This is a genomic window from Burkholderia sp. Tr-862, assembly GCF_011753085.1.
Taxonomy (GTDB): Bacteria; Pseudomonadota; Gammaproteobacteria; order Burkholderiales; family Burkholderiaceae; genus Burkholderia; species Burkholderia ambifaria.
In genome coordinates this window covers 26,348-42,968 of sequence record NZ_VWWG01000052.1, presented here as the reverse complement: position 1 = coordinate 42,968, position 16,621 = coordinate 26,348, and the positions used below count along the sequence as shown (strand labels likewise).

The 16,621-nt window shown below is 62.6% G+C and carries 12 protein-coding genes and 1 pseudogene; 8 read left to right on the top strand and 5 right to left on the bottom strand.

What is annotated here, in order from left to right; translation table 11 throughout:
* Together F3J14_RS16590 and F3J14_RS16585 are read right to left on the bottom strand one after the other, a co-directional pair.
* Positions 1–228, bottom strand: a 228-nt coding sequence (locus tag F3J14_RS16590) for a DUF2239 family protein (RefSeq protein WP_166723926.1), incomplete at its 3' end; no start/stop codon positions are given.
* Positions 229–354: 126 nt separating this feature from the next.
* Positions 355–1,086 (bottom strand): glutathione S-transferase, encoded by a 732-nt coding sequence (locus F3J14_RS16585; RefSeq protein ID WP_166723925.1) that lies wholly within the window; start codon positions 1,084–1,086, stop codon positions 355–357.
* A 91-nt stretch (positions 1,087–1,177) separates the two neighbouring features.
* On the opposite strand from F3J14_RS16585, the gene F3J14_RS16580 reads away from it, so the two are divergent.
* The 3 genes from F3J14_RS16580 to F3J14_RS16570 all read left to right on the top strand — a co-directional run bounded on the left by F3J14_RS16580 (position 1,178) and on the right by F3J14_RS16570 (position 5,119).
* Entirely contained in the window at positions 1,178–2,101 is a 924-nt protein-coding gene (locus F3J14_RS16580; RefSeq protein ID WP_166723924.1) for a LysR substrate-binding domain-containing protein, read from the top strand.
* Between the two features lie 209 nt (positions 2,102–2,310).
* The gene (locus F3J14_RS16575) at positions 2,311–3,651 is read left to right on the top strand and encodes an MFS transporter (RefSeq protein WP_166723923.1); all 1,341 of its coding nucleotides are present in this window, start codon (positions 2,311–2,313) and stop codon (positions 3,649–3,651) included.
* 67 nt (positions 3,652–3,718) lie between these two features.
* Entirely contained in the window at positions 3,719–5,119 is a 1,401-nt protein-coding gene (locus F3J14_RS16570) for an enolase C-terminal domain-like protein (RefSeq protein ID WP_166723922.1), read from the top strand.
* A 48-nt stretch (positions 5,120–5,167) separates the two neighbouring features.
* Here the strand turns inward: F3J14_RS16570 and F3J14_RS16565 are convergent, their stop codons facing one another.
* Positions 5,168–6,160 carry an arginase family protein gene (locus F3J14_RS16565; RefSeq protein WP_166723921.1) on the bottom strand — a complete coding sequence of 331 codons (993 nt, stop codon included), beginning with the start codon at positions 6,158–6,160 and terminating at the stop codon, positions 5,168–5,170.
* A 79-nt stretch (positions 6,161–6,239) separates the two neighbouring features.
* Here F3J14_RS16565 and F3J14_RS16560 point away from each other — a divergent pair, with 79 nt between their 5' ends.
* Positions 6,240–6,920 (top strand): CGNR zinc finger domain-containing protein, encoded by a 681-nt coding sequence (locus F3J14_RS16560; RefSeq protein ID WP_247682228.1) that lies wholly within the window; start codon positions 6,240–6,242, stop codon positions 6,918–6,920.
* A gap of 515 nt (positions 6,921–7,435) precedes the next feature.
* Here F3J14_RS16560 and F3J14_RS16555 read toward each other — a convergent pair.
* Together F3J14_RS16555 and F3J14_RS16550 are read right to left on the bottom strand one after the other, a co-directional pair.
* Positions 7,436–8,464 carry a hypothetical protein gene (locus F3J14_RS16555; RefSeq protein ID WP_166723920.1) on the bottom strand — a complete coding sequence of 343 codons (1,029 nt, stop codon included), beginning with the start codon at positions 8,462–8,464 and terminating at the stop codon, positions 7,436–7,438.
* A 94-nt stretch (positions 8,465–8,558) separates the two neighbouring features.
* Positions 8,559–8,894, bottom strand: a complete 336-nt coding sequence (locus F3J14_RS16550; protein WP_166723901.1) for a hypothetical protein — start codon at positions 8,892–8,894, stop codon at positions 8,559–8,561.
* Between the two features lie 137 nt (positions 8,895–9,031).
* On the opposite strand from F3J14_RS16550, the gene F3J14_RS36205 reads away from it, so the two are divergent.
* The 4 genes and pseudogenes from F3J14_RS36205 to F3J14_RS16530 all read left to right on the top strand — a co-directional run bounded on the left by F3J14_RS36205 (position 9,032) and on the right by F3J14_RS16530 (position 16,393).
* Entirely contained in the window at positions 9,032–9,997 is a 966-nt protein-coding gene (locus F3J14_RS36205) for a hypothetical protein (RefSeq protein WP_348771999.1), read from the top strand.
* Positions 9,998–10,689: 692 nt separating this feature from the next.
* Positions 10,690–12,150, top strand: a complete 1,461-nt coding sequence (locus F3J14_RS16540; protein WP_166723918.1) for an LAGLIDADG family homing endonuclease — start codon at positions 10,690–10,692, stop codon at positions 12,148–12,150.
* 1,389 nt (positions 12,151–13,539) lie between these two features.
* Positions 13,540–14,664: pseudogene (locus F3J14_RS16535) on the top strand (IS3 family transposase).
* Positions 14,665–15,961: 1,297 nt separating this feature from the next.
* On the top strand, positions 15,962–16,393 hold the full coding sequence (locus F3J14_RS16530; RefSeq protein WP_166723917.1) for a hypothetical protein: 432 nt from the start codon (positions 15,962–15,964) through the stop codon (positions 16,391–16,393).
* Positions 16,394–16,621: the final 228 nt, after the last annotated feature.

The window sequence follows — 16,621 nt, the reverse complement described above, 5'->3', positions numbered from 1 at the left end:
CGCATCGGCTGGCGTCGCCGCGTATCGCGCGCGGATCTCGTCCGCCGTGCCGCGCAGGTCGAGGTCGATCGCGCGGCCGGTCGCGTCGTCGAAGATCAGGATCGTGCCGGGCGTTGCGTCGCCGGCAGCCTGCCGGACCGCAAGCGCGACCGTCGCGAGCGGCCCCGACACGAGCCGCCGGAGGCCGTCGAAGGCCGTGTACGAAGGAAGGAGCGTGGAGAGTGTCATCGTGGTCGCCCGCAGGCTGGAATCAGAATGACGCTATTTTTATCCGGGTATAAATGGAATGTCAATATTATCCGGGTAAAAAAATATCGCCAGCGCATTCCACCCCAGCGGGCGACGCGTTGCCGGTCAGATCGCCCGGGCCGGAATCGCGATGCCGCGTGCGCTTGCCAGCGCATCGTCGAGCGACACATGCCCTTCGAACGCCGACGTCGCCGGCAGCGGCAGGTTTTCCTCGATCGCATGCGCGAACTGCACGCCTGCATCGTCGGCGAGCCGCGCACGCAGCGCGGCGATGCGCGGGAACGCATCGCGCTCGAATACCGCGTGATAGTCGGCCCAGCGCGCGATCCCGGAGAAATATGCGTCGGCCAGCGTGCGCCGCTCGCCCAGCAGCCACGGGCCTTCGCCGCGCTCGAGCATCGCCTCGAGCTGCCGGTGCGCCTTCAGCACCCTGCCGCAGCCGTACGCCTGCAACGTCGCCTTCTCGGCGCCCTCGGTAGCGTGTTCGTACACGTACCAGAGCGCACCGAACGCGTGGAAGAACGTCGTGTTCAGCCACGCCAGCACGCGGTTCAGCCGGTCGAAATCCGCGCTTCCCTGGCGAAACGCGAGGCCGCTGTCGAGCGCCTGCGCACCAATGTGACCGAGGATCGCGAGGCTTTCGGTCAGCACGTCGCCGTTCGCGGTCACGAACGCCGGCGTCTCGGCGACGGGGTTCAGCGCGAGGAACGCGTCGCTCGTCACGGCGCCGGGCATCGAGATGCGCGACAGCCGGTACGGGCGACCGGTCCATTCGAGCGCGACGATCGAGCCGAACGAGCAGCCGGCGGGAATACCGTAGAGAAGGATCGGGGACATCGGGAGATTCCGCGGAAGTTGAATGAGCGATCATGCTCCCACGGCGAACGATGACGCAGTAGCCGCTAAAATCGAAACCTGTCGTTTCTCCATGTGGACGCTGGAAGTGAATCTGAACGATCTCTATCTGTTCGTGCAGGCGGTCGACGCCGGCAGCATGTCGGCGGCCGCACGCCGGCTCGATCTGCCGAAATCGACCGTCAGCAAACGCGTTGCCGAACTCGAGCGCACGCTCGGCGCGCGGCTCGTGCATCGCACGTCGCGCAGCTTCCGGCTCACGCCGGTCGGCACCGAATTCTTCGAGCATGCGCGCGCGGCCGTGATCGAGGCCGAAAGCGCGCGCGACGCGGTGCTGCGGCAGGCCGCCGAGCCGGCCGGCGTCGTGCGGATCACGAGTTCGGTACCCGTCGCGCAGCACATCCTCGCGCCATGCCTGCCGGCGCTGGCGCTCGCGCACCCGAAGCTGCTGCTGCAGATTCATGCGAGCGACCGTCTCGTCGACATCGCGCAGGAAGGCTTCGACATAGCGGTGCGCAGCCATTTCGCGCCCCTGCCCGATTCCGCGCTCGTCCAACGGCCGCTCGCGACATCGCCGATCGTCGTCGTGGCGGCGCCGACCTATCTCGCGCGAGCCGGCACACCTGACACGCCGGCCGATCTCGCGCGGCACGACGGCCTCCACCCGGGCCAGCAGCCGTGGCGGCTGCAGCGCGGCGGCGACACTGTCGACGTGACACCGCGCCTGTGCTTGCAGGCCGACGAATCGACCTTGCTGCTGCAGGCTGCCGCGGCCGGCCTCGGCATCGCGTGCCTGCCCGACTGGATCGCCGGCGCCGCGCTCGCGTCCGGCGCGCTCGTGCGCGTGCTGCCCGGCTGGCGCGCCGGCACCGTCACCACGACGCTGCTGATGCCGCACCGGCGCGGCCAGTTGCCCGGCGTGCGCGCCGCGGTCGAGTTTCTCGCGCAGCACGTGGCGCACCATCATGGCGCCGCAACGGACGACTCGCACGTGTGAGCGAGCGCAGGACCGATCGATTCAAATGCTGAATCGATCAAGTCAGCAATTGGCATGAAATCGCAATTTTCGCCATGACAGAATGATCCGGACGCCCGGTCTGGGGGCATCGACATCCGGTCTCCGGCCGGCAATACCACCACGAAAAAACGCGCGCACTCGACGCGCAGCCGCACGACGGCACCTTCCGCCCTTCGGAGGAGACAGTCATGAATCCGCTTCACGCATTGCCGGCATCCGTGTCGGCAACGGCCCGGCGCACCCGCGTGCGCTGGCTCGTGCTGACCGTGCTGTTCGCGGTCACGACGATCAACTATGCGGATCGCGCGGCAATCGCGATCGCGGGCCCGGCGCTCGCCCGCGCCATGCACCTGAGCCATGTGCAGATGGGCTTCATCTTCTCGGCGTTCGGCTGGTCGTACGTGATCGCGCAACTGCCGGGCGGCTGGCTGCTCGACCGCTTCGGATCGCGCATCGTCTATGCGTTCAGTATCTTCTTCTGGTCCCTGTTCACGCTGCTGCAGGGCGGCATCGGCTTCTTCAGCGGTGCGGCCGCGTTCGCGCTGCTGTTCGGGTTGCGCTTCCTGGTCGGTGCGGCCGAGGCGCCGTCGTTCCCGGCCAATAGCCGGATCGTGTCCACCTGGTTCCCGGCCGCGGAACGCGGCACCGCATCGGCGATCTTCAACGCCGCGCAGTACGCGGCGACGGTCGTGTTCGCGCCGCTGATGGGCTGGCTCGTGCACGCATTCGGCTGGCAGTCGGTGTTCGCGGTGATGGGCGTACTCGGCTTCGCGTTCGTGCTGGTGTGGAATCGCACGATGTACGACCCGAAGGCGCATCCGAGCGTCAACGATGCGGAGCTCGACTACCTCACCGAAGGCGGTGCGCTCGTCAACATCGACCAGGCGACCGGCGCGCGCGACGGCGGCCCGTCGATGCGCCACGTGAAGGCGCTGCTGAGGAACCGGATGCTCGTCGGCGTGTACGTCGCGCAGTACTGCATCAACGCGCTCACCTACTTCTTCATCACGTGGTTTCCCGTCTATCTCGTGCAGGCGCGCGGGATGTCGATCCTCAACGCGGGGCTGGTCGCGTCGATCCCGGCCGTGTGCGGGTTCCTCGGCGGGATTCTCGGCGGCATCGTGTCCGATGCGCTGCTCAAGCAGGGCCGGTCGCTGTCGGTCGCGCGCAAGGTGCCGATCGTGATCGGCATGCTGCTGTCGATGTCGATGATCGTCTGCAACTACACCGACTCGCACGTGCTCGTCGTGCTGTTCATGGCGCTGTCGTTCTTCGGCAAGGGCCTCGGCGCGCTCGGCTGGGCCGTCAACGCCGACACCGCGCCGCGCCAGATCGCCGGCCTGAGCGGCGCGCTGCTCAATACCTGCGGCAATCTTTCCAGCATCACGACGCCGATCGCGATCGGCTATATCGTCGACCGCAGCGGCTCGTTCAACGGCGCGCTGGTGTACGTCGTCGCGCACGCGCTCGTCGCCGTGATCTGCTACCTGTTCGTCGTCGGCGAAATTCGCCGCGTCGAGCTGAACTGAACTGAACGGCGCGGGCCGCGCCGGCGCGTCCGGCGGCCCGTGCGTCACCAGAACCTGGAGCGAACCGATGTCCGAATCCCGCCGTGCCGGCACGCCGCGCGTCACGCGCATGCAGGTGATCCCCGTCGCCGGCCGCGACAGCATGCTGCTGAACCTGTGCGGCGCGCACGCGCCGTATTTCACGCGCAACCTCGTGATCCTCGACGACAGCAGCGGCCACACGGGCGTCGGCGAAGTGCCCGGCGGCGAAGGCATCCGTCATGCGCTCGAACGGATGACCGACCTCGTGGTCGGCCAGTCGATCGGGCGTTACCAGGCGACGCTCAACGCGGTGCGCGCGGCGCTATCCGGCGCGGGGGCGGGCGCCGGCCGCACGATCCAGCACGAAGTGACGTCGGCCGGCGAGGCGGCCGTGCTACGCCAGCCGCACGAGATCAACCTGCGGCTCGACAACGTGATCACCGCGATCGAGGCCGCGCTGCTGGACCTGCTCGGCCAGCATCTCGACGTGCCGGTCGCCGCGTTGCTCGGCGAAGGCCAGCAGCGCGATGCGGTGCCGATGCTCGCGTACCTGTTCTACATCGGCGAGCGGCGCCGCACCGACCTGCCGTATCGCGACGAGACGCATGCAACCGATCCGTGGTTCCGCCTGCGCAACGAGGCCGCGCTCACGCCGGCCGCGATCGCGCGGCAGGCCGAGGCCGCGGTCGAACGCTACGGCTTCGTCGATTTCAAGCTGAAGGGTGGCGTGATGGCCGGCGCGGACGAGATGGAAGCGATCGCGGCGATCAAGGCGCGCTTTCCCGACGCCCGCGCGACGCTCGACCCGAACGGCGCGTGGTCGCTCGACGAAGCGGTCGCGCTGTGCCGCAGGCAAGGCCACCTCCTCGCGTATGCGGAGGATCCATGCGGGCCGGAAGCCGGCTACTCGGGCCGCGAGGTGATGGCCGAATTCCGGCGGGCGACCGGCATCCCGACCGCGACCAACATGATCGCGACCGACTGGCGGCAGATGGATCACGCGGTGCGGCTGCAGGCGGTCGACATCCCGCTCGCCGATCCGCACTTCTGGACGATGCAGGGCTCGGTGCGGCTCGCGCAGCTGTGCCGCGACTGGGGGCTCACGTGGGGTTCCCACTCGAACAACCACTTCGACGTGTCGCTCGCAATGTTCACCCATGCGGCCGCGGCCGCGCCCGGCACGATCACCGCGATCGACACGCACTGGATCTGGCAGGAAGGCGACGCGCGGCTCACGCGCGAACCGCTCGAGATCGTCGGCGGCCAGGTGGCCGTGCCCGAGCGGCCGGGGCTCGGGATCGAGCTCGACATGGCGCAGGTCGAGGCCGCGCATGCGCTGTACCGGGAGGTCGGCGGCACGGCGCGGGATGATGCGATGGCGATGCGGTATCTGGTGCCGGGGTGGACGTATGATCCGAAGCGGCCGAGTTTCGGGCGTCGCCAATAGGCACGCGTTCGCGTCGGCGGCCGGGTGTCTACCCTCCGGCGGCCCGCACTATCGGCTCTGCGCACCCGGCAGCGCGGCCGCGCTCCGCGCGACGCTGCGCGCGATCCGGTCCGCATGCACCAACTCCGGATCGAGCCCCGGGTCGTAGATCGTGAAGTCGATCCCCGCAACGCGACCGGATGCGACGAGCGGCCCGAGCAACGCATCGAGCCCATCGAAGTCCAGCCCCGGGGAGCCGGGCGAATCCACGGCAGGAAGTTGCGACTGATCGAGCACGTCGAGATCGACGTGCAACCACACCCGCCGAAGCGCGCGCCTGTGCAGCCAGTCGACGAGTTCGCCAGCGACCACGGCAGGCCCGCGCGCGAGCAACTGCTGGATCGTCATGCGTGTGATCGCCGTGTGGACGATATCGCCGTAGGCAGCCTCGAACTCGGCGGTTTCGGCGTCGCGCTCGCCGACCTGGCATGCGTCGCGATCGTCGACGAGCGGGCCGTCCAGGTCCGGCCAGCACGTCAGCAGCGGCTCGCCCCGGCCGGTCGCCAGCGCGAGATCCATCCCGGCCGCGGAGCCGAGCCGCATCGACGTGTCGTAATTGCCCGGATGGAAGAAGTCGCTGTGTCCGTCGACGTGAACGAGCCCGCTGCCGCCTGTATGCCGGTTGCCCAGCAGGCACCCGAGCAGGATGCTGCAGTCGCCGCCGAGCACGATCGGAAAGGCGCCCCGCGCGAGCGCACCGGCGACGTGCGCGGCAAGTTCGAGCGAGAGCGCGCGGATCGACACGCCGTTACGGATGCGGGTGCCGGGTTGCGGCTCGAACGCGTAGGCAGGATGCGGAAGCCGCGCGACGCGCGCGCCCAGACGCGCGGCGAGTCCGGTGGCGAGCAGCGCGTCCGGGCCGCGCCACGTGTCGGGCTCGCGGCCCGCGCCGTTCGGCTTGAGGCCGAGGCTGCTCGGCGCGGCGATGAGTTCGATCGGCCGAATGACGCCGGTTGACGAATGTTCGGCCTGCAGGTCGGATGAAGCGGTCGGCTCCGTCATGACTTCTCCTCGCGCAATCGCGGTCGTCGTGCGTGATAACCTGTAAAAAGGCCATCAAAGGTTAGCATCGATTTAACCCATGTCAAACACTTCACCGGTTATGGAAGCGCACACGTTCGTGGCACGCGATTTCATCGGCGGTCACGCCGTCCTCGACTTCGTCAACACGGTGACCGGCCGCGACGACACGCCGCGCGACTGGCTGCCCGATTACGACGCGTATCTGGCGTGGCTGCCGTCGGCGAACTTGCTCCCCGCGCTCGACCTGAAGCGGCTCGCAGCCCGCGCGGCCGAAGCCCCTGCGGCGGCCGACCGCGCGCTGCGCGATGCCAAGCGCCTGCGTGAAGCGTTGTTCGGCATCTTCGATGCGCTCGCACACCACGCATCGCCGGTCGCGGCGGATCTCGCCATGCTGGAGCACGCGTGGCGGCGGGCGGTGAGCAGACAGCGGCTGGTCGCGACGGCCGGACGAGTGGCATTCGGCTACGCGCCGGATACGCGCGTCGACGCGGACCTGCACCTGCCCGCCGAGCGGTTTGCGCTCGACGCCGTGAAGCTTCTCGATGCGATACCGGACGGCCGGCTCCGGATGTGCGCGGGACCGAATTGCGCGTGGCTGTTCATCGACGGTTCGAAGACCGGGCGTCGCAAGTGGTGCGACATGGCAACCTGCGGAAACGTCGCGAAGGCGCGACGGCACTACCACGCGACGAGGCACGGGCAGGCCGGGCCGGCGCACGATCGCGACGCGGCCGGATAGGAACGGGCTGCGTCGAAAGCGATGCACGAGGCGCCGGTGTTACGCGCGGGATGCTGGAAAACAAAAAGGGCTCGATCTTGCGACCGAGCCCTTCGAATTTCGTTGGTGGAGCGGAGGAGGATCGAATATTTGGCTGGAGATCCCGTGGATAGGAGATCCAGGTTTCCGGTCGCGGATGGTTGCCCCCATAGTTGCCCCCATGCCTTCCTCGTTACTGACATGCTCTCGGCGCACCCGTCGGTATCCATCGGTAACCATCTGTCGTGCTTCCTTCAACTTGGCGCAGCATCGCTGCGCCAGCGGCCACGGCGATCCGACTAATGATCCTGGCCAAGCCGAGCTTCGTAAAGGGGGGCACACGATGGCAGTGTCGCGATCGACAGCGAGCGCGAACATATCCTCGCGACTGGACCGTTGTCGGCCAGAAGAAGGCATTGACAGCCACACGTGTGTGGCGACGTACCAAGCTCAGGACTGGCCGTGTCGTACGGCGGTGCAAAAGAGCCGCAGCGCCCCTAGGCGGTAATGAACGCCAGCGGGGCCCTTCGACGCCAGTGGGCTGGCCGTGGCCGAGGGGCGGGTGCGGACATCGGGGTGCCGAAACCCAGGTTCGCCAACCCCAAGCGCACATGGTCCAGGTGAAAGTCGATGTGGGCGTTACGACCTTCACTAGGGTGCGCAACTGGCAGATACCTGTATGCATGGCCCCCGGTTCGCAGCTCAAGGATCTCGCCGGCGAGTTGTTCAGTGGCTTCCATAATCGTTCCGGGGCGGCGAACCAGCGTGCGCTGCTTCAGTAGATCCCAGGGCATCGCCCCCCAGGAAATGATTGTCACGTCGTCTGGCCTGTAGTGGGGGCGAGTGGCTGCCAACAACGCCTCAAATCCTTCCAGACACCCGTCGTAGCCGGCCTTCACCTTTCCGGTCGTCCTCTCTTCGGGCTCACGGTAATCAGGATAGATGTTCACGAACAGGAGCGTGCCGAGCTCGCCGGAGAGCAATGGTTCGGTCACGGCCGCATAGTAGAGCTTCTCGCGCCCGGGCAGAACTTCAGGCATACGATGCAGGCCATCTTGGCGCATGGGCCAGCTCAAGCTGTGTGGCTCCAGTGCGCGTTTCGGCACGATGGGATACCAGTCGTGTCCGACGATGACGATCAAGCGACGGCCCGTCGCCCTCCCGTACGTGCGGTGCAAAGCATGATCGGTCCACGGACAGATGCCAAAGCTGAAGCCGAGGTCATAGGCCTTGCACAAGGCGATCATGCGCGCGGCAAGTTCCGCTGCCGGCATGGGATGGTTCTTGCGCGCCTCGCCCTCAAGTTTCTCTACGGCTACGCTGAAGGCCTCGTACTCACTAAGCGTGGCGCGGTGGAAATCCGAGGTCAGGTAGCCCCAAGGACGTGTTCGCCCGAAGTCCAAGTAGCGGGCCAGCTGCGGCGTGATGCGCGGAAAGATCTCGCGATAAGCCTCGATGATCCTTTGGGCCTCCAGGCGTTCATAAGGATCTATGTCGGAGGGGGATTTGCGTGCCGATGGGGCCATAAAAGTGTGCCTATATTTTGTGCGATTCGCAGCCCCAACAGAACTCATCGCCCTGGCATTCGGGCAGCCTTTGGGGGCGTTCCAGATTTTATTCTTATTGACCAACCAACTTCATCGTGCACACTATTTCCTTACGCGATACAGTCGAGAAAATTACAAAATGGCGCCATTGATCAATACGGACCTGGATCTCGCGGACGACTTCTCCTGCAGTGTAGGATTCGCCTATCGAGAAGGCGTTGAGTTTAGTAGGGTCCTCCCATCGCATTCCCTTGTCCGGTTCCGCGACGTCCTCGACGAGATCTGCGTCGGCCTCGCGAGGCTTGCCGGCTTTGACGATTTGAACGACGGGAAAACGTCTTTGTTCGAAAAAATCAATTTCCTCGGCGACCAAAGAGTCATTCCGCGCGAAGTAAAAAATGCGTTTCATGAGGCTCGGAAACTGTGCAACTCCGGCGCTCATCAGTCACCAAAGCAGGGTGATCCCGACTCAGGAGCCAACACGGAATCACCAGTAAGAGATGCTCTGATCCGCAATGCGGAGGCCGTTCGCTCGCTCGTTGTTTCGTGTCTGCTGCATTCCTTCCAGAAAAAAATAACGCCGTCGATGCGCCGGACGTCTCGATGGCTTCCATCGAAACCCAAGAGTTCAAACAAATCCTCTTCTCCGCCACGACAACTTCCGACCCGGACGTCAAATACAAGGCCGGCCTTTGGTGCGAAGGAGAGGCGGAGCGACGGCAATTCGAATTCAAGGGATTGATTGCGTCGGACGAGTTCGCAAACGAGCAGACTTTTCTAAAGCGACTAGCCGCGACTTTCTATCAGCACTCGCACTCCATTCGACCAAATGTCGACGCTAGCTATCGATATGCCAGACTGATCACATTGGGGAAAATTGACGGCCATCTCGAAAAACAGGCGGTCGACATGATTGCAGCCGCGGCAAAGGCCGGCCATGGTCGGGCCTGCGACCACTATGGCGGCATCCTGTATGAGGATGAGGCCGACTATGCTGGCGCCTTGCGCTTCTGGCTGCTTGCCGTGCAAAGGAACGCCCCAAGGGCCTACGTCGCTATATGGCACTACTACACGGATGGCAAAGCGTGCGAGCCGGATCCGGTAAAGGCAATCAACTATCTCAGGCTCGGTGTCGAGCAGAGCGATCCGGATTGCATGTATTGCCTAGGGCGGTGCTACAGCGAAGGCTTGGGCATTGACGAAAACATTGATATGGCGAGAGACCTTCTTGGCAGGGCCGGCGAAATGGGCCACGGATACGCGCGGGCCTATTTAGCCCTAGAGGTCAACGGTGGTACGGAGATAATCGCCAACCAGCTCGCAATGTTTGGAAGAATGATGCTCCATGCCATGGATCCTACCAGCGCGGCCCGCGCAGCAGTCAGAAATCCGTACGCTCTTTGCGCGTGCGGGTCAGGGAAAAAATACAAATGGTGCTGCAAAGCCAAAGACGATGAAGAGAAGCAGCAGGCAAAAATCTCAGCGGCGGCTCGCGGCATTCGACTAACCTGACCAAACGCGTCGGAATTGTTGTCCGCGCCGGTTCCCCAGCAGCAAGCCTCTCCGCACTCCGGGGCCACGCTGGTCGTTTGATGTCTATGCGGAAACTGGACATGTCTTTGCTCTCTCATTTGCTTGTCGGATCCGAGCAAGAGGAGGTCAACACGACAAGAGTGCTGACGTAAGCGTCTACTGAAAGATCCGCCAACGGATTGACAAGAATGTCTATCTGATATTTGCGTGGGATCTGCCGCTCCCGGTTCAAGACCGAACGACTAGTACAAATCGAAACCGCTCCGACGCGTTTGGCAGGCCCCGGTCAGCTCCGGTCGTTTGCCTGACGTCTGCAAAAGGTCGTGCGGTGCTGGTAGTGAACCGATGATTTCTTCCCGCAACATCCACGTGCTGAGCGGTATCCAATCGAAGAAAAGGTGGGGGGCTGCCAATCGTGACAACTGACTCGCCATCGGACTGGCTACGGCCCATCGCCTAGTCACCTGGCATTATCCTTTCCGTCGCCTAGACTGTACTTGTCCGTACCAGTGGAGTGCGAGGAGAGCGATGCTCTCGATGGACCGCCTGCCTGCAATTGGCGGCGCGACGCACTCCGGCGCACGGGATTCCCCAAAGAAATATCGCCGCCGGCTGATCAACCGGCGGGGTGGCCGCGTGCGCCTTCCTCGCTATTTGAGAAAGGAAATGCCATGGCCATCACCATCGTCCGAAGACCCTTTGGCAACGGCATGGCCTCCGAGGTAGTGTCATTGGGGCATCCCAAGCACTTCGCGACCAACGGTTCGCTTATCGAGTCTGCGCTGACGTCGAGTGTGAACCGCAATAACGCTTGGGCCGCGCATGTAGCGCGCCAGCTATCTGCCGCAGTTCCGATTGCTCGACATCGACTCTGTGGATCGCTGCTCGTGATGCAGCAGCAGCCGAACGCAAAACGCGCGACATCTGGCGCCGCGCCATGGCCGCATAACCAACTCGCGGCAACAGTTGGGGGCACTCGCACGTTACAGCAGCCTACGGAAACTGAGACGAGTCAGACGAAACTCTCGTCCAACGACCCGGAGTTTCAGTGCGTGAGCGGCGATACGCTGGTGTGGACACCGACGGGCCAGCAGCGGATCGCCGACCTCGTGACAGACGAGGGCGTGCATGAGCGTGTGATCGACCTGGTCACGATGAACGGGCTCGAGACTACGAGCCAGACGTTCAAGCACTTCGCGACGGAGCTGCGCAAGATAACGCTGCGTGGTGGCATGAACGTGCGCTGCACGCGCGGCCATCCGTTCCTGACCGAGGATGGCTGGTTGAAGGCCGACGATCTGCAAGTCGGACAGATCGTGCTACGCGCATCTGCACTTCCGACGATCATTCGCACAGTACCCACGCAACATCTCTGGTTTAACAAGGGTGCGAAACGAAGGGAGTTTTACGTCCCCGGTGCACTGACGACCGATCTCGCTTGGCTAATGGGGTTCTGGACGGCGGAAGGCTCGGCGACGGCCGGCTTCAAACGCGACTACGTGCTGTGGGCCACGACGATTCCCGAATGCCAGCAGCGCGTGCTGTCGATCCTGCGCGGCTGGGGACTGAAGGCCGAGATCAATGCCCACCGCGTGAACGTCTATTCTCAGGTCTTCACGCGCTGGTGGCTGCATCTGATGGAGGTCAAGGGCGAGAGCCGTGCGCGCAACAAGCGCGTGCCGAGGTCGATCCTGTGTTCGCCATTCACGGCCGACTATTTACGCGGCCTATTCCGCGGCGACGGCAGCGTCCATATCGCGAAGTCGGGACATCGAGGGCGCCGGCTCGTCGTCAATTTCACGAGCCTCAGTCACGAGCTGACTGATACGGTACAGCAGATGGTGATCGCGCTGGGGCTCCATTGCGGCTACGCGCATGTGGAATCACGCGGCACGAAGTTCATACAGTGGTCGGGCAAGGCGGCCGAAGAGGTTGTTGCCGCGCTACGACTGCACGGTAACATCGAACCGCAAACATATGGCGTCGGAGGGCGCTCGCGTGCGCGCTGCTGGCAAGTTAAGTCGGTCGGGCCAACGCCGGATGACTGGGTCTACGACTTCACGGTGCCTGGCAGCCATTCGTTCATTGCAAACGGCATGATCGTACACGACACATTCCCCAAGCACGCGTAGTGGGCGAAGCGGATCCACGAGAGCCACCCCGTGGTACGTGCCGCTCAACAACCACACTTTTGCGATTGCAATCAATTGCAATCCCGCTTGTTGCTGACGCTCTATGGCAGCCGGCGTGCAGCCACCTAACGCTGATCTCAGTTCTGAAACGATTGTAGCCGCGTTTGCTTGGCTGCAAAAACACACGCCCTGTCGAGTCTCAGCGTTGCGCGTTCTGGCGCATATTGAATGCCGTTTCAAAGCTGATTGCTGGCGGTGACCCGTAGCCGCAGCAAATGTGGCGATTGAACGCTTGAGACCAGTACTCCGACGACAGGCTCGTCGCGGTTACCGCATGCAACGGCCCCCACGCATCGGCACACGCCTGGTCCCGAGGAAGAATACCTCCCTCACAAGCGTCGTTGGATGGCCCGACCATGTGATTCAATCCGACACGCGCGCTCTTCTACTTGTCGGCTCTGGGTGAACTCTGAGTCAGGGAGTGCCGGATGCAGAACGGGCAACCGCCCGTGCCATCGCGAACGCGTTCGCCACAGTCTCTGCTGTAGTCTCTGTATATGATTGCGCGCGAGGGGGCAATGGGTTGACCCCTGCGGTGCAATAGCCGCTGCCCGCTGGCAAGCAATCCGGCGCCCTTCTGGCGCGACCGATTCATGATGGACGCTCTCTTCTGCCACCCGGAACACTCCCAAACCGCATCCCGGCAAAATCGGGCCCACGACGCTCTCAACGGCCCGCGCCCCTTTGTCAAAGTCTCCTAATTTGCACGGCTGCGTGCGCCACGATACGATGATATCCAGTCCCGAGCTATGGAGAGCGTGAGGTCCGGTGTGAATGCACCAGACTTCGGACGGATCGCCCGCAATGGGCAGAGTGCATTCCGGCGCTCGGGCTCTCCTTGACGAGATTTCGGTCGCTGGGTTTTGTCAACCGGGCGGGATCGTGTTGTGCGCCTCCCGTCCGAAGGGAGACCGAAGAAATGTCAGCTAAGATAATCTGCAATACGAATGATCAGGACGATCAAGGTAAGAAGCGGAGGTCGGGTCACACGAAGCCGAGGGCCCCGCAAATCTCGTTGCACGAGCCGGGGCTCATCCGAGTCACGCATTTTCAGGCACTGCTTGGTGACCTCTCGCATTCGGCCTTCTATGCGCGGCTGAAGCTCAAGCGGATTCCCCCTCCCGATGGTCGTGATCCGAGGCCTTATTGGAAAACGTCGACGGTCCGAGAGTTCTTGGAGCGGCAATAAAGGCACATGTGCCGCGCCAGGACCAGCGAGCGCGGCACATTAAACAACGTATGCGTGTCGTCCGCCTACAGCAGATGACCTTTCCCCTCTGAAGTATCCCACTGTAAAGTTAGTGGCAAGGCCGCAGGAGAAACCTTGTCATGAAGAAGTCGCGGTTCAGTGAAGAGCAGATTATCGGGGTGCTGAAGGAAGCCGACGCAGGCATGAAGGTCGCAGACCTGTGCCGCAAACACGGCATATCGGATGCGACGTTCTATAACTGGCGTAGCCGTTACGGTGGCATGGATGTGTCGGAAGCGCGACGATTGCGGCAGTTGGAAGAGGAAAACCAGCGACTCAAGCGGTTGGTTGCAGACCAGGCGCTGGACATCCAGGTTCTGAAGGACGTTCTCGGAAAAAAGTGAGTTCGCCCGCGCAGCGCCGGGAAGTTGTGCAGCAGGTGATTGAACAGCACGACTATTCGGAGCGCCGGGCGTGCGCGCTCATTGGTCTGAATCGCCGGACGTTCCGTCGGCCGGCCTCACCAGACGCCGACCAGGAAGTGCGGCAACGGCTGCGCGAGCTGGCACAGGAGCGGCCACGGTTTGGCTCGCCCCGCCTGCACGTCTTGCTGCGCCGGGAGGGCCTAGTCCAGAACCACAAGCGCACTGAGCGGCTGTACCGCACAGAAGGCCTGTCGCTTCGCCTGAAACGTCGAAAGAAGCGCCCGAGTCATCTACGCGTGGTCATGCCGACACCCAATGGCGCCGACGAAAGCTGGGCGATGGACTTTGTTGCTGACGCGCTGGTGCATGGCCGACGCATACGCATGTTGACGATCATCGACGCGTGGAACCGCGAGTGCCCGCACATCGAGGTCGACTTCTCTCTAACGGGTGCACGCGTGGCGCGTGTACTCGAGCAGTTGCGACAACGAGGACGATGTCCCAATCTGATTCAGGTGGATAACGGGCCGGAGTTCGTCAGCAAGGCTCTCGATGCCTGGGCGCACGAACATGGCGTCAAGCTGCAGTTCATCCGTCCAGGCAAGCCGGTGGAAAACGCACACATCGAAAGTTTCAACGGCCGACTGCGTGAAGAGTGCTTGAATCAGCACGCGTTCGTCAGTCTCGACGATGCACGTAGGCGAATCGAAGCGTGGCGCACAGACTACAACTCGGTGCGTCAGTGCCTTGGGGCAGTTGGCGCCGGACCAATTCCGGCAATTGCATCAACCGAAAACCGGCGAGCTCACTAACTTACGAATGGTCTACTCGAAGGGGTAAGGTCACAGAAGCTGATGATGCGCTTCGAGCCCAAAGACCACCGGCCAGTGCATTCAATTGCAGGAAATGTCTGGATACTTTTGGACAGGTGGTTATCGATGCAAGACTGACAGAGGGGGTCCAACGTAAATCGCTTCCCGCCCGGTGTCGGACGTTCCCCGACAATTTTGGGGTGGCAGAAAATCGTCATTTCCGGTGGCGAAACGGCATCACAAAGCTACGCTCAAGAAAGCGTGAAGGCACTTGCTCGATACCGGTCATCTCTGGCAATTGATTGCAACGACGGCTGATGCGCCATCCTAATGTCCGTCGAGGCTGCTCTCAGTCCAACATTGGCGCGCCTTCCTGTTAGCCACGACTCAACGACATAGCGCAAATCTTTTGCCTACATTACATTTCGTCGTTGCGTATTGAAGAGCCGCCGCCCTCCTTTTTCCCTCCCTTGCCCTGACATCAACAATACATCCGCATTCCTAATTACATAGTCAAGGCTCAGACAAGAATTCACAGAGTGAGGTATTATTGTTTCGTTCGGCTTGGCATCCGAATCTAGAGAGAATTGATTTTGTTGTACCCGAACCCCGCCGAGGATTTCGATTGGGGCTTGTGTACGGCAACTTGTCCCTGATCTTCTCAATTCTCTCTGGACCGGTTGCCGTGGCTCGCCAAGCCCAAGCCCCAATCAAAGTCCTTTACGGGGTTTTTTGCGCGCGCGCCGAACCGGATCGGCTATAGCGGGGATAACCAGCCAGGTAGTCGATTTCGAGATTGGGGCCAACCGGGGCGCACGGGCCAGTGGTGGGGGTGATAGCGGCATCACGTGAGGTAGAGCAGCAGCGAGGACGATCACGGCACCAGCGCGCACCTGAACGCGTGGGGTACGGCGAAAGCTCCGGGATCAAAATTCACGTAATGTGTCGCACCGGCAGAACCATAGCGGGGCGCGGAACGAAGCGCGTTCAAGTCTGCTGACTCGTGACGACTTCTCTCAAGAGCACGAGGCGGAACTCAGGTTGACACCTGTTCCAGAATCACCCGAGCTTTCCTCGTTGAGCGAGGATCGCTTGGGATGGTTATGTCGAAATCTAGGTTGAACATAGGACTTTCAGGATTTCTGGTTTTGGGTTTTGGGGTTGGTTTCACGCATTCTCACCGAGGCGCAAGCCGAGGAGCACCCGGAGCGTAGCGGAGGGGGCCATAGCGCGCAGCGCTAGGGTTTGAAGTTGAGCTTTTGGGGAATGGAGTCAGATGACCCACACCCTTATCAGGTGAACGTGGGCCGAGTCTCGATTTCGATGTGTCAGTCTGGACTTTTCGTCATTTATTTTGCAATCCTGAAATCATCTTCATTCGCGGAGCCAGTATGCGTCACGCAGATTATGCGAAATACCCAAACCGTCTGTTCGCTGCGGTAGACGTCAAGCCGTTCAAAACGGGGGTGCCTGAGCTTGCGCGGATTTGGCGAGAGCACATGGCGGCACTGCAACCAGTGCAGCCGGTCACGGAGTGGACCGGGAAAGAGTATGGACAGCTACGAGCCTTCAGCAATGCGGTGTCGAGCACTGGCCTCGATCCTGCTACGCTGATGGCATTTGCGCTGAAGAACTGGGAATCATTTGCCGCGATGATTCGGGAGGAGGAACATCTCCCGCGATCACCTGCCCGCCCGCACATCGGGTATCTGTTGAAGTTCCGCGAATGGCTGATTATGGCTTGGCTGGCAGCCTAATTACTAAGTCACGATCTGGATCGGGCAGTTTCAGGGATAGTCGGCAAACGAGCCGTGCACTTGATTGCAGGATGCGGCGGGATACGGACGGAATCTCAGCTAACGATGACACCGACCGTACTAAATCCTGTTATGCGTCCGAGTGCCTCCGGCGGCGAGCCCCCGCGATTACGAGGCACGAGCACCGATAGCCGGGTGACCGTGCGTCGGCTCGATGGCAGCGAGCGC

Excerpts from the sequence above, each read along its gene's own strand:
- F3J14_RS16585 (WP_166723925.1), bottom strand. The coding sequence starts at position 1,086 with ATGTCCCCGATCCTTCTCTACGGTATTCCCGCCGGCTGCTCGTTCGGC.
- F3J14_RS16580 (WP_166723924.1), top strand. The coding sequence starts at position 1,178 with ATGTGGACGCTGGAAGTGAATCTGAACGATCTCTATCTGTTCGTGCAG.
- F3J14_RS16575 (WP_166723923.1), top strand. The coding sequence starts at position 2,311 with ATGAATCCGCTTCACGCATTGCCGGCATCCGTGTCGGCAACGGCCCGG.
- F3J14_RS16570 (WP_166723922.1), top strand. The coding sequence starts at position 3,719 with ATGTCCGAATCCCGCCGTGCCGGCACGCCGCGCGTCACGCGCATGCAG.
- F3J14_RS16565 (WP_166723921.1), bottom strand. The coding sequence starts at position 6,160 with ATGACGGAGCCGACCGCTTCATCCGACCTGCAGGCCGAACATTCGTCA.
- F3J14_RS16560 (WP_247682228.1), top strand. The coding sequence starts at position 6,240 with ATGTCAAACACTTCACCGGTTATGGAAGCGCACACGTTCGTGGCACGC.
- F3J14_RS16555 (WP_166723920.1), bottom strand. The coding sequence starts at position 8,464 with ATGGCCCCATCGGCACGCAAATCCCCCTCCGACATAGATCCTTATGAA.
- F3J14_RS16550 (WP_166723901.1), bottom strand. The coding sequence starts at position 8,894 with ATGAAACGCATTTTTTACTTCGCGCGGAATGACTCTTTGGTCGCCGAG.
- F3J14_RS16540 (WP_166723918.1), top strand. The coding sequence starts at position 10,690 with ATGGCCATCACCATCGTCCGAAGACCCTTTGGCAACGGCATGGCCTCC.